Source organism: Enterococcus sp. AZ077 (assembly GCF_051714965.1).
Lineage (GTDB): Bacteria > Bacillota > Bacilli > Lactobacillales > Enterococcaceae > Enterococcus_B > Enterococcus_B hirae.
Window position 1 is genome coordinate 1,298,163 of sequence record NZ_JBIOSX010000001.1, and the last position, 14,021, is coordinate 1,312,183.

General features: G+C 35.6%; 8 protein-coding genes. 6 read left to right on the forward strand and 2 right to left on the reverse strand.

The genetic code is table 11. The features are described 5' to 3' along the window. The first annotated feature begins 139 nt into the window (after window positions 1-139). The 5 genes from IGL28_RS06000 to cbpB all read left to right on the forward strand — a co-directional run bounded on the left by IGL28_RS06000 (window position 140) and on the right by cbpB (window position 10,597). Window positions 140-7,036: a hypothetical protein gene (locus IGL28_RS06000; protein WP_438843919.1), complete on the forward strand. Its 6,897-nt coding sequence runs from the start codon at window positions 140-142 to the stop codon at window positions 7,034-7,036. 269 nt (window positions 7,037-7,305) lie between these two features. Continuing rightward, on the forward strand, window positions 7,306-8,127 hold the full coding sequence (gene racE / locus IGL28_RS06005; protein ID WP_010737494.1) for a glutamate racemase: 822 nt from the start codon (window positions 7,306-7,308) through the stop codon (window positions 8,125-8,127). Between the two features lie 3 nt (window positions 8,128-8,130). Beyond that, window positions 8,131-9,480: a ribonuclease PH gene (gene rph, locus IGL28_RS06010; protein WP_010737495.1), complete on the forward strand. Its 1,350-nt coding sequence runs from the start codon at window positions 8,131-8,133 to the stop codon at window positions 9,478-9,480. Then, on the forward strand, window positions 9,477-9,989 hold the full coding sequence (locus IGL28_RS06015; protein ID WP_010719280.1) for a metallophosphoesterase: 513 nt from the start codon (window positions 9,477-9,479) through the stop codon (window positions 9,987-9,989). Before rph ends, IGL28_RS06015 begins: the two co-directional genes overlap by 4 nt. A 107-nt stretch (window positions 9,990-10,096) precedes the next feature. Beyond that, window positions 10,097-10,597, forward strand: a complete 501-nt coding sequence (gene cbpB / locus IGL28_RS06020; RefSeq protein ID WP_010719279.1) for a cyclic-di-AMP-binding protein CbpB — start codon at window positions 10,097-10,099, stop codon at window positions 10,595-10,597. A gap of 90 nt (window positions 10,598-10,687) precedes the next feature. Here the strand turns inward: cbpB and IGL28_RS06025 are convergent, their stop codons facing one another. Further along, window positions 10,688-11,602 carry a mechanosensitive ion channel family protein gene (locus IGL28_RS06025; RefSeq protein ID WP_034697771.1) on the reverse strand — a complete coding sequence of 305 codons (915 nt, stop codon included), beginning with the start codon at window positions 11,600-11,602 and terminating at the stop codon, window positions 10,688-10,690. 168 nt (window positions 11,603-11,770) lie between these two features. Between IGL28_RS06025 and IGL28_RS06030 the strand changes: the two genes are divergently transcribed. Beyond that, window positions 11,771-12,784: a branched-chain amino acid aminotransferase gene (locus IGL28_RS06030; protein ID WP_010719277.1), complete on the forward strand. Its 1,014-nt coding sequence runs from the start codon at window positions 11,771-11,773 to the stop codon at window positions 12,782-12,784. Between the two features lie 452 nt (window positions 12,785-13,236). Here the strand turns inward: IGL28_RS06030 and fabI are convergent, their stop codons facing one another. Further along, window positions 13,237-13,992: an enoyl-ACP reductase FabI gene (fabI, locus tag IGL28_RS06035; RefSeq protein ID WP_010719275.1), complete on the reverse strand. Its 756-nt coding sequence runs from the start codon at window positions 13,990-13,992 to the stop codon at window positions 13,237-13,239. Window positions 13,993-14,021: the final 29 nt, after the last annotated feature.

Consider the following 14,021-nt stretch of genomic DNA (forward strand, 5'->3'; position numbering starts at 1 on the left):
AATAATATTCTAAAATTTGAACAAATACCATGGTATTAAATTCCAAGAATTTCTTTATTTGGGAATAAAAGTTTTTGATGTCCTTTTTTTTCTGATAAATTTATAAAGCAGTATATAAAAGTGCAAAGGAGAAAACAACATGGAAAAACTAAATAAAAAAAATGGAGAGAAAGTAAGCGTACAGTCCAAAAATCAGCGTGGTATTTTTTATAGACTAAAAGATAGGTTGAAACTAAATAAAAAAAACGGAAAAAAAGTAATTGTACAACCCGAAGATCAGCTTTCACTTGCTTATGAACTAACTAATAAGTATAAACTTGAGAAAAATAAATCTGATGATATGAAAGCACTAGTAGCATTAGGAAAAGATCTTTCTAAATATGCCCCAGCTACAATCGAAGGAATCCTCTTCTATCTTCCATTGACTCCAGAAAAGAAAAACCTGTTTCAACCAAGAAATAGAATAGTACAGCCTGAAGATCAGCAAAGTCATGCTTATAGACTAACCAATAAGTACGAACTAAAAATGGAACGTACTAATCCGGAGAAATTCGCAAAATTAGGTAGAGAACTTTCTAGATATGATCCAGCTACAATCGAAGGAATCCTGTTACATCTTCCACTGATTCCAGAAGAGAAAGACCTGTTACAACCAAGAAATAGAATAGTACAGCCCGAAGATCAGCTTGAACTTGCTGATAGATTAATCGATAAGTACAAACTAAAAAATAAACATACTAATCTGAAAACAATGGCAGCATTAGGAAAAGATCTTTCTAGATATGATCCAGATTCAACCGAAGGAATCCTCTTACATCTTCCATTGATTCCAGAAGAGAAAAAACAGTTACAACCAAGAAATAGAATAGTACAGCCCGAAGATCAGCTTGAACTTGCTTATAGAATAACCAAAAAGTATAAACTAAAACATCAACATACTAATCTAAAAACATTCGTAGCATTAGGAAAAGATCTTTCTAGATATGATCCAGATTCAACCGAAGGAATCCTCTTACATCTTCCGCTGATCCCAGAAGAGAAAAAACTGTTACAACCAAGAAATAGAATAGTAAAACCCGAAGATCGACTTGAACTTGCTGATAGGTTAACCGATAAGTATAACCTAAAAATGGAACGTACTGATCCGGTGACATTCGCAAAATTAGATAGAGAACTTTCTAAATATGATTCAGATTCAACCGAAGGAATCCTCTTACATCTTCCGCTGATTCCAGAAGAGAAAAACCTGTTACAACCAAGAAATAGAATAGTAAAACCCGAAAATCAGCCTAATCTTGCTTATAGATTAACCAAAAAGTATAAACTAAAAAATCAACATACTAATGTGAAAACATTAGTAGCATTAGGTAAAGAACTTTCTAAATATGATCCAAATTCAACCGAAGGAATCCTTTTACTTCTTCCATTGATTCCAGAAGAGAAAAAACTGTTACAACCAAGAAATAGAATAGCACAGCCCAAAGATCAGCCTGCTCTTGCTTATGAACTAACTGAAGAGAAAAAGCAATCTACTAATATGGAAACACTAGTAGCATTAGATAAAGATCTTTCTAAAGATGATCCAACTTCAAGCGGAGGAAACATCTCCAATCTTCCATTGAATCCAAAAGAGAAAAACCTGTTACAACCAAGCAATAGAATAGCACAGCCCGAAGATCAGCCTGCTCTTGCTTATGAACTAACTGAAGAGAAAAAGCAATCTACTAATATGGAAACACTAGTAGCATTAGATAAAGATCTTTCTAAAGATGATCCAACTTCAAGCGAAGGAAACATCTCCAATCTTCCATTGAATCCAGAAGAGAAAAAACTGTTACAACCAAGCAATAGAATAGCACAGCCCGAAGATCAGCCTGCTCTTGCTTATGAACTAACTGAAGAGAAAAAGCAATCTACTAATATGGAAACACTAGTAACATTAGATAAAGATCTTTCTAAAGATGATCCAACTTCAAGCGGAGGAAACATCTCCAATCGTCCATTGAATCCAGAAGAGAAAAAACTGTTACAACAAAGAACTATTGAAATGGAAAGCATAGATAGAACCTTTTTTATTGACTATCTTAATGAACAGCATAACCTTAATTCAAACACGCCTTTATCGGAAAAAACAAAAGCTGCACTAATTGAAGACCTTGATAAATTCTATTATCTTCCTTTGAAACCTAGTACGTGTTATAACTTTATTTCCGATCTACATATTATAAATAGAGATGATGTATATGAGCTTCTAAATGATCAAATTCCCAAGGTGAATGAATTAATAACGCAGGTAATAAATAATGCTACTCTAGCTATTACAAATAAATATCAACTTTTAGAGAACCAATCTGTCCCCAAAGAGAAACTAGAGACAATAACAACTGAGATCCTGGATTTAAATCTTGGTGAAGAACAGGAAAGGGAGGTTATTGCTAAACTTGAAATCTCAAAAGAAGATCGAGCTACTCTTGAGGAAATATACAGAGAAAAACGAGACTTATTGCAAACACAAGAAAGTCAGAAAGACGCTGAAATAAAAGCTGCTACTATAGCTATTACAAATACATATGAACTTTCAGTTGAAAAAACTACTCCTCAAGAGAAATTAAAGGCAATAGCAAATGAGCTTATAAATCGAAATCTTAGTACATTACAGGAACATGAGATTATTTACCTACTTGAAATAGAAACAAAAGACAGAGACACCCTTCGGACAATATACAAAGAATTAAAAAAAATACAAGAAAGTCAGAAAGACGCTAACGTAAAAGCTGTTACTATAGCTTTTACAAACATATATAAACTTTCAGAGGATCAACCTAACTCCCAGAATAATTTAAAGGCAATAGCAAAAACGATTGTGGATTTAGATCTTAGTGATGAACAGAAAAGAGAGGTTATTCTCGAACTTGAAATACCAAAAAAAGATAAAGACACTCTTCGGTCAATATACAAAGAATTAAAAATAATACAAGAAAGTCAGAAAGACGCTAACATAAAAGCTGTTACTCTAGCTATTACAAATATATATAAACTTTCAGAGGATCAACCTAACTCCCAGAATAATTTAAAGGCAATAGCAAAAACGATTGTGGATTTAGATCTTAGTGACGAACAGAAAAGAGAGGTTATTCTCGAACTTGAAATACCAAAAAAAGATAAAGACACTCTTCGAAAGATGTATTCGAACAAATTAGAGAAGAAATTGCAGAAATTGCATTGGGAAAGAGTTAGTATAGCTACAGCTATTTCAAGTAAATATCTACTTTCAATTGAAAAAACGACCCCTCAAGAGAAACTAAAGGCAATAGCAAATGAGCTTATGGATTTAAATCCTAGTGAAGTACAGGGAATTGGAAAGGATATTTTTCACCTACTTGAAATGAAAACAAGAGATAGAAAAACTCTTAGGACAATATATAACGAACTTAAAAAAACACAAGAAAGTCAGAAATACGCTAACATAAAAGCTGCTACTCTAACTATTACAAATATATATGAACTTTCAAAGGATCAATCTAACTCCCCAGAAAAACTAAATAAAACAGCAAAAACGATTGTGGATTTAGATCTTAGTGACGAACAGAAAAGAGAGGTTATTCTCGAACTAAAAATACCAGAAAAAGATAAAACCACTCTCCGAGAAATGTACTCGAACGAATTAGAGAAGAACTTGAATGGGGAAAGAGTTAGTATTGCTACAGCTATTTCAAGTAAATATCAACTTTCAGTTGAAAAAACGACTCCTCAAGAGAAACTAAAGGCAATAGCAAATGAGCTTATGGATTTAAATCCTAGTGAAGTACAGGGAATTGGAAAGGATATTTTTCACCTACTTGAAATGAAAACAAGAGATAGAAAAACTCTTAGGACAATATATAACGAACTTAAAAAAACACAAGAAAGTCAGAAATACGCTAACATAAAAGCTGCTACTCTAACTATTACAAATATATATGAACTTTCAAAGGATCAATCTAACTCCCCAGAAAAACTAAATAAAACAGCAAAAACGATTGTGGATTTAGATCTTAGTGACGAACAGAAAAGAGAGGTTATTCTCGAACTTGAAATACCAAAAAAAGATAAAGACACTCTTCGAAAGATGTATTCGAACAAATTAGAGAAGAAATTGCAGAAATTGCATTGGGAAAGAGTTAGTATAGCTACAGCTATTTCAAGTAAATATCTACTTTCAATTGAAAAAACGACCCCTCAAGAGAAACTAAAGGCAATAGCAAATGAGCTTATGGATTTAAATCCTAGTGAAGTACAGGGAATTGGAAAGGATATTTTTCACCTACTTGAAATGAAAACAAGAGATAGAAAAACTCTTAGGACAATATATAACGAACTTAAAAAAACACAAGAAAGTCAGAAATACGCTAACATAAAAGCTGCTACTCTAACTATTACAAATATATATGAACTTTCAAAGGATCAATCTAACTCCCCAGAAAAACTAAATAAAACAGCAAAAACGATTGTGGATTTAGATCTTAGTGACGAACAGAAAAGAGAGGTTATTCTCGAACTAAAAATACCAGAAAAAGATAAAACCACTCTCCGAGAAATGTACTCGAACGAATTAGAGAAGAACTTGAATGGGGAAAGAGTTAGTATTGCTACAGCTATTTCAAGTAAATATCAACTTTCAGTTGAAAAAACGACTCCTCAAGAGAAACTAAATACAATAGCAAAAAAGATTACGAAATTAGATCTTAGTGATGAACAGAAAAGAGAAGTTATTAGAATACTTGAAATACCAGAAAAAGATCAAGACACTCTTCGAGAAATGTACTTAAACAAATTTGAGGAGAAATTGAATTGGAAAATATTTACTGCAGCTACAGCTATTTCAAGTAAATATCAACTTTCAGTTGAAAAAACGACCCCTCAAGAGAAACTAAAGGGAATAGCAAATGAGCTTATAGATTTAAATCTTAGTAAAGCACAGGAAAAGGAAAAAGAAATTATTCATCTACTTGCAATAGAAACAGAAGATAGAGACACTCTTCGGACAATATACAAAGAACTAAAAAAAATACAAGTAATTAAGAAAGTTGCTACTCTAGCTATTACAACTAAATATGAACTTTCAGAGGATCAATCTAACTCCCCAGAAAAACTAAATAAAACAGCAAAAAAGATTGCGAAATTAGATCTTAGTGATGAACAGAAAAGAGAGGTTATTTTCGAACTTAAAATACCAGAAAAAGATAGAGACACTCTTCTGTCTATATACGAAGAACAAAAGAAAGTTGCTAATATAGCTATTATAAAAAAATACCAACCTAACGCCCAATATGATCTAAAGGAAATAGCAAAACATATTGCGAATGAAAGACGTAATAATGTCAAAAAAAAATCAACAGAATCAGAACAATTATTTCAGCAGAATGTAAATGCTGTTGCTACTACTATTACAAATAAGCATCAGCTTTCAGAGGATCGACCTGCAACCTCGAATAAACTACATAGAATAGCAAATGAGGTTGTGAATTTAAACCTAAATATAGACCAGAAACTGGAGCTCATGCGTACGCTTGCCTTGACACAAGCAGACAAAGACAAGCTTCGGAATATATTCTCAAATAGTGTAATAAATGATAAGATCGTATCCCTATTGGCTGAAGAAATAAAAGTAGCTTACCAACTTTCAGAGAATAAAACTATCTCTCCAAAGGATTTACATGAAATAGCAATTACCATTGAGAATAGTTCTCTTGATAAAAAGTATATGGATACGGTTTCAAACGCTCTTGTCATGACAAGAGAAGATAAAGAGACACTTCGGGATATGATCAGAGAAAGAGCGAAACAACAAACAGAAAAAAAACAAGAAAATGAAGTAGACATTAAAATAAATGGGAAGACCATAGCTGAAGTACTAGATGACAACGCACTATTGCTATCTCGAGCAATGAACACTGCATTAGAACTTAAAGAGAACAAAAAGGTAGAACCAGAAATACTATCTATGATGGCAGAATTTATTGGTAGCAGAAAACTTAATGAAATAAATAGACGCAATATGCCTTATATGCTTACTCTGACTAAAGAAGATAAAAAAGAGCTTAATGAAATAACAAATGAAAAAACAACATTGCTAAATAAGGAACTCGAAATTTCACAAGAACCAGCTAAAATGAACCTAAGTTCAACATTAAGTCAAGGACTAAACAATTTAGATTCAAAACCAAAGAATCCACTACAGACATCACCAAAACCAAATTTAAGAACTCTACTAAATCAAAGTGAGAATACTCCAGGCTTGGAACCAAATACGTCGCCAAAACCAGGAACTTTACCAAAAGCACCAGCCCGAATTAATCTATTAAATGTTGTGGTACAGAATAAGATAGTCTCCCTATTGGCTGAAACAATAAAAGTAAATTATCAACTTTCAGAGAATAAAACTATCTCTCCAAAGGATTTACATGAAATAGCAATTACCATTGAGAATAGTTATCTTGATGAAAAGTATATGGATACACTTTCTGATAATCTTGTCATGAGAATAGAAGAAAAAGAAGCACTTCGGGATATAATCAGAGAAAGAGCGAAACAACAAACAGATAAAAAACAAGAAAATGAAGCAGACATTAAAATAAATGGGAAGACTATAGCTGAAGTAGTGGATGACAACGCGCTTTTGTTATCTCGAGCAATGAACACTGCATTAGCACTTAAAGAGAACCAAAAGGTAGAACCCAAAATGCTATCTACGATGGCGGAATTTATTGGTAGCAGAAAACTTAATGAAATAAATAGACGCAATATACCTTATATGCTTACTCTGACTAAAGAAGATAAAAAAGAGCTTAACGAAATAATCAATGGAAAAACAACTTTGCTAAGTAAGCTTCCCGAACTAGATAGAACAAACCCAAATCCAATAGATCAAGTTCCATTACCATTGAATCAAAGACTAAGTAATCGAGGATCGGAACAAAATACTCTACCAAAACCAAACAAAAATATAAAACAAATGAATTCTTTATCTCAAGGATCAGCTGAAGTTAGTCGATAAACCATAATTGCTCAGAGACTGTGACAAAACTTGTCTCAGTCTCTTCTAGTATCTCTAAAACGAATCGCAATCATTCATGATAAGTGTAGATAAAGAGCAATCTTCATCTGCTAAAAACAACTAACTTAAGATCATTAAGTCAAACTAGTGATTCTTTAGATCGACTGTGTGAGCTATTCAAGCTTTATGGATAGAAGTACAAAGGTAGTACTTGAAAAATCACCTTAAAAAGTCCACAATAAGGAAGATAGAATTTATTGAGAAAAAGGATGATACTATTGACTGATAATCGCCCGATTGGTTTTATTGATTCAGGTGTTGGTGGATTGACGGTGGTCAAAGAAGCATTGAAACAATTACCAAATGAAAATATCTTATATGTTGGAGATACTGCCCGTTGCCCCTATGGTCCTAGACCGGCAGAACAAGTGATCGAATTTACTTGGGAAATGACGAATCATTTGGTGGAACAAAACATCAAAATGTTAGTGATTGCCTGTAATACTGCTACTGCGGTTGCTTTAGAAGAAATCAAGGCGGCACTTCCTATTCCAGTCATTGGTGTGATCTTACCTGGGACAAGAGCAGCTGTTAAACAAACAAGAAATAAACAAGTAGGGATTATCGGAACCCTCGGAACGATCAAAAGTCGTGCTTATGAAACAGCGCTGAAAACGAAGGTACCTGAACTTGCCGTGACTAGTTTGGCTTGTCCAAAATTCGTTTCGGTAGTGGAAAGTAATGAATATCATTCGTCAGTGGCAAAAAAAATCGTTGCCCAGACACTAGCGCCATTGGTTACTAAGAAAATCGATACATTAGTATTGGGTTGTACCCATTACCCTTTGTTACGTCCGATTATCCAAAACGTTATGGGAGAAAGTGTAACATTAATCGATTCAGGTGCAGAGACTGTCGGGGAAGTTTCGATGTTGCTGGACTATTTTGAAATCAGCAATTCAGTCAATGAGGGGCGGACGTTATGCCAATTCTATACGACTGGTTCAGCTAAGCTTTTTAAAGAGATTGCACAAGATTGGTTGATGCTCGATCAGTTGAATGTTGAGCATATTGAATTAGGAGGAAAATAACAGATGCGTCACGATGGAAGACAACCTCAGCAGTTAAGAAAAATAAAGATTGAAACAAATGTTTTTAAACATCCAGAAGGTTCTGTTATGATTCACTTTGGTGATACGATCGTCAATTGTTCTGCTACGATTGAAGAAAACGTTCCGCCATTTTTAAGAGAAACAGGAACTGGTTGGGTAACAGCAGAATATAGCATGTTGCCACGTGCGACTCATACTAGAAATCGAAGAGAAAGCAGCAAAGGAAAACTTTCAGGACGCACAATGGAAATCCAACGGTTGATTGGTCGTTCGTTAAGAGCGGTCGTTGATCTGAAAAAGTTAGGCGAACGTAGTATTATCATTGATTGCGATGTTTTGCAAGCAGATGGTGGGACAAGAACGGCAAGCATCACAGGAGCTTTTATTGCGTTAAAATTAGCAGTCGAAAAGTTACTTCAAACAAAAGTTTTACGTGAAGATCCAGTTATTGAACATTTAGCTGCTATCAGTGTTGGGATTTTACCCGATCAGACATGTGTGGCAGATTTAGATTATGAAGAAGATGCTGCAGCGTTAGTCGATATGAATCTAGTCATGACTGAATCTGGCAAATTTGTCGAGATTCAAGGAACTGGGGAAGAAGCAACCTTTGATGGAGAACAATTAAACGATCTGCTCTTTTATGGGAAAACGGCGATTGAGCAATTGATTCTTGAACAAAAAAATGTCTTGTTCGAGCAACGAGCAGAAAGAGAGGACGATTTGAAGACGATCGTTATTGCTACCAAAAATGCTGGGAAAGCAGAAGAATTTAAAGCGATGTTTGGCAAAGCTGGTTATGAAGTCAAAACATTGTTTGACTATCCTGAATTACCTGATGTAGAAGAAACTGGTTCAACGTTTGAGGAAAATGCTCGTCTGAAGGCGGAAACGATTGCTTATTTGTTGAATCAACCTGTATTAGCTGATGACTCTGGTTTGAAAGTAGATGCTTTAGGCGGCATGCCAGGAATCTACTCTGCACGATTTGCCGGTGAACACAAAAGTGATGCAGGAAACAATGCGAAATTACTTTATGAGATGACGGAGATTCCTGATGAGAAAAGAACGGCGCAATTTCATTGCACCTTGGTTTTTGCTGCACCGGATAAAGAAAGTCTAGTGGTGGAAGCGCAATGGCCAGGAAAAGTAGGAAGAATCCCAAGAGGAGACAACGGCTTTGGGTATGATCCACTATTTATTCCTGACGGTTCAACTGAAACTGCAGCCGAAATGTCAAGTGAAGAAAAAAACCAAGTAAGCCACCGGGCACAAGCAATGAAGAAATTGAGCCAAGTATGGCAAAGCTGGTTGGAAGGTGAAAACAAATGAACTATTTAGTTGTCAGTGATAACCATGGTGATCGGGAAATCTTAGCTGATCTAGTTGCTCGTTATCAAACGAAAGTGGATTTCTTCTTTCACTGCGGCGATTCAGAATTATCGCCAGAAGATCAATTGTGGACGCACTTCCATGTAGTCAAGGGAAATTGTGATTTCGGACCGGGATTTGTTGAAAAAGAGTGGGTTGATACTGGGAAAGATAAAATATTTATCACTCATGGACATTTGGCAAATGTTCGTTTTGGTCTTACTCAATTAGCGCTTGAAGCGCAAGCCAACCAAGCAACGATGGTCTTTTTTGGTCATACGCATCAAATTGGTTGTGAGGTAGTAGAAGGGGTCTTGTATTTGAATCCTGGAAGCATTTCGCAACCACGAGGACCGATCCAAATCCCTTCTTATGCCTTGATTGAACACAGTGGAGAACAAGTCAATGTTCAATATTATAATCGAGCGCATCAACCTGTCGAGGAACTGGCTTTCACTTTTTCCTTGTAAGCAAAAAATCTCTAATTTTTACTAAAATCTCGATTTTTTATATGAATTTTGCATCCGTTTTCGGTAAAATAATTATGTTGAAATGAAATTGAAATGGAGGCCCTCCAATGATTGGACCGATTGTAAGAGAGTTATTGCTACAAAATCGAGAGACTTTTTTGATCTCAGCTGAAAATGTAGCGAATGTCATGTATCAACATCCATTATCACATGGTTTGCTTGTTTTATCGAAAGTAGGTTATACGAAGATCCCTGTACTAGGAAAAGATGACCGTTTTGTGGGATTAGTTAGCTTATCTGATGTCGTCAATAAAATGATCGATCTACAAACGATCAGTATGGACCCATTAGAAGGATTAACCGTTGCAGATGTAATGGAAACGAATGTTGCAACGATCGATGAAAATTGGGAACTAGAAGAAGTTCTCCATTTATTAGTTGATTCACCTTTTCTACCGGTTGTTACAGAAGACAAAGTTTTTAAAGGGATCATTACTCGAAAAGAACTACTAAAGGCAGTCAACTATATGGTGCATGAATTGGAACGACGAAACATTGTTTCGCCTAAAGTCGAAGAATTAAAAGAAAAGTTAGACATCGTTAGTTAACGATTAAAGCAAAAAAGATTGAGACTGATTACACTTATTTCTCCATTAAGGTCATTTAATGGAAAGCGTAAGGAATCGTCTCAATCTTTTTTATTTCAAGCTGATCGGGCTGTTAGGAATGGTAAATCCTGCTGTTGTCAATTCTTTTACATAAGAACTCAAAAATTCTTCTTTCAAAACAAATTGTTTCCCATTCAAGGCATAACAAATGGTTCGAATCGCAAAATTACTGTTCCCTAAATCGACTAATCCAAAAATTGTTGGTTCAGTTTGTAAGTCGTCTTGGTATTTTTCAGCTAATCGTTGATTTACACGATCGATGATTTCGTAGATAGAATCATAGCCTTCTTCCGGCACGATGCGAATATCAAGTAGAACTTGCATATTCGCTCTGGATAGGTTGCTGATAGTCGTGATGTTTCGATTGGGAATAAAGTGGACCGTACCGTCTACGGCTTTTAGCTGTAACGTCCGAATACCGACAGAAGCCACTGTTCCTTCAATTGACAGATTCGCTAATTTTACATAATCTCCGACATCCATTTGTTGTTCCATAATAATGAAAAAGCCGGTAATCACATCACTCATAAAGCCTTGTGCGCCCAATCCAATTGCTACCCCAGCGATTCCCGCTCCTGCCAACAATGAACCAATCGGAACACCAATGACGGATAAAATCGCATAAATAAAGAAAAAACCCATCGTGTATTGGAAAATCGTATTTAACAGACTGTGTAACGTTTTTAAACGACTTTCATTCAAAACCGATTTCTTAGAATATTGTTTAAAAGATTTATCAATTAAATATTTTCCGACACGGTTAAGTATGGCAAATAAAAGAATTAAAAAAACTAAATAAAGTCCTTTTTGGATAAAGGTTGCAAAAATTGCATCCCAATCGATCGTATTCCAGAAACGTTGGAAAGCATTCACTTGGTGGACTGCTTGGTCAGTTAATGTTTCACCTGTGGAAGTGGTTGCTGTTGTCGCTAGTTGTAAAAACATAAGATCCCCTTTTCTAAAATATATACTCACTACTGTATTGTAACAAGAACGAGGGAAAAAGAAAATCAGCAAAACTGTTTCAAATTTCAGAAATTTTCCAAAAAATAAAATGACAAACCTCAAGGATAGTGCTAAAATATTCACAAAACAAAGATAGGTGGAATGAATATGCAATTGGATTGGAATAATTTAGGTTTCTCATATATCAAAACTCCTTGGCGTTACGTTGCAAAGTGGAAAGATGGTCAATGGGAAAAAGGAGAATTGACGGAAGACAACTATTTAACAATCCATGAAGGTTCTCCAGCGCTTCATTATGGACAACAATGCTTTGAAGGATTAAAAGCTTACCGAAGAAAAGATGGCAAGATCAATCTTTTTCGACCAGATCAAAACAGCCGTCGTTTGAATCAAAGTGCTAGACGGTTATTGATGCCGATGGTACCAGAAAAAATGTTCATTGAAGCTGTGAAAGACGTAGTCAAAGCGAACGAAGCATTTGTACCACCTTATGGAACAGGCGCAACATTATACTTACGTCCTTTTCTGATTGGTGTCGGTGAAAACATTGGTGTGCACCCAGCGCCAGAGTACTTATTTGTCGTTTTCTGTACACCAGTTGGTGCTTACTTTAAAGGTGGTTTGAAACCAACGAACTTTATCGTATCAGAGTACGACCGGGCAGCACCTAATGGAACAGGGGCAGCAAAAGTAGGAGGGAACTATGCAGCTAGTCTGTTGCCAGGTACACAAGCGAAGGAATTAGATTATTCAGACTGCGTGTATTTAGATCCTGCTACTCACACGAAAATTGAAGAAGTCGGTGCAGCGAATTTCTTTGGTATTACTAAAGATGGGCAATTTATCACACCGCAATCGCCATCGATTTTACCAAGTATCACGAAATATTCACTCTTACAATTGGCTGAAGAGCGTTTAGGCTTAACTGCTGTCGAAGGGGATATCTTTATTGATCAATTAGACCAATTTGCCGAAGCAGGAGCGTGTGGCACAGCAGCGGTCATCTCACCGATCGGAGGGATCTATTATCAAAATAACTTACATGTTTTCCATAGCGAAACAGAAGTTGGTCCTGTAACTAAACGATTGTATGATGAATTGACAGGGATCCAGTTTGGCGATGTAGAAGCGCCTGAGGGTTGGATCGAAGTAGTCGAATAAACAACAGTATAATCTAATAAAAAAGAGATGCTACGATTTCTAGGACAGATATAGATGATCTGTCCTAGTTTTTTTATAAAATTAGTTTTACAAGCTTTCTTGCCACATACTACTTTAGAAGAGTTTATCCATCACCAAATAGAAGATACAATTTCACTCATATTAAAATATAAACTATTTATATTTTAACAATCAAATGGCTTGTAATCTGTCACAATAATCTAGATAGACATATTTCATGCGTATCATCGTCTGGGTCTCATATTTTCTTTAGGGATCAATCAAAATAAGACGACCCAATATTGATAAGCCTATCAATAGTAGGTCGTCGTTTAAAGTTTATTTGAAACCGGTGAGTTCGTTAGTGTTAAACGAATTTTTCCGTTATCTTACTTAAATAAAAAGCGATTCGTGTTGTTTTAAATGGGATGACTAAAGTAAATAGGGTTCTCTTAAGATAAGTGGACGCCTTTATCTACATAAACAATGTCGCCAATCATTCCGCTTGATAATGGGCTAATTAAAAAGGCACAGGCATTTCCGACTTCTTCGATCGTCACACCTTGTTGATCTGGTGTACGTGATTCAGATAATTGGATCAATTTTTGGTAATCTTTCACGCCAGTAACCGCTAATGTTTTGATCGCCCCAGCTGAAATACCGTTGACACGAATGCCTTTAGGAGATAGTTCTGCAGCTAAGTAACGGATGGCTGCTTCTAAAGATGCTTTTGCAATTCCCATCATGTTGTAGTTAGGAATAGCGCGTTCTGATCCTAAATAAGACATGCTTACAATTCCGCTGTTATGTGCTAGATACTTTTGTGCATATTTTGTTACAGCGATTAATGAATAGCTACTGATATCTTGCGCTAATTGATAGCCGTCACGTGAGATATCGGATACGTTTCCTGATAATTCTTCTTTGTTTGCGTATGCGATCGCGTGTACTAGGCCGTGGATTTCTCCAGCATATTCGCCGATTGCATCCATTGCTTTTTCAATACTTTCATCACTTGATACATCACATTCCACCGTAAAGGCATCTTCGCCGACTAATTTAAGCAATGATTTTTTCATGCGTTCATTTTGATAAGTATAGATGATCTCAGCACCTTGTTTCATCATTGCTTCGGCACAACCCCAAGCAATACTTCGCTTATTTGCGACGCCCATAATGACGATTTTCTTTCCTTCTAAAAAAGACATATTGACACTCCTTTGATCTTAAAAAGATT

Excerpts from the sequence above, each read along its gene's own strand:
- IGL28_RS06000 (WP_438843919.1), top strand. The coding sequence starts at position 140 with ATGGAAAAACTAAATAAAAAAAATGGAGAGAAAGTAAGCGTACAGTCC.
- racE (WP_010737494.1), top strand. The coding sequence starts at position 7,306 with ATGATACTATTGACTGATAATCGCCCGATTGGTTTTATTGATTCAGGT.
- rph (WP_010737495.1), top strand. The coding sequence starts at position 8,131 with ATGCGTCACGATGGAAGACAACCTCAGCAGTTAAGAAAAATAAAGATT.
- IGL28_RS06015 (WP_010719280.1), top strand. The coding sequence starts at position 9,477 with ATGAACTATTTAGTTGTCAGTGATAACCATGGTGATCGGGAAATCTTA.
- cbpB (WP_010719279.1), top strand. The coding sequence starts at position 10,097 with ATGATTGGACCGATTGTAAGAGAGTTATTGCTACAAAATCGAGAGACT.
- IGL28_RS06025 (WP_034697771.1), bottom strand. The coding sequence starts at position 11,602 with ATGTTTTTACAACTAGCGACAACAGCAACCACTTCCACAGGTGAAACA.
- IGL28_RS06030 (WP_010719277.1), top strand. The coding sequence starts at position 11,771 with ATGCAATTGGATTGGAATAATTTAGGTTTCTCATATATCAAAACTCCT.
- fabI (WP_010719275.1), bottom strand. The coding sequence starts at position 13,992 with ATGTCTTTTTTAGAAGGAAAGAAAATCGTCATTATGGGCGTCGCAAAT.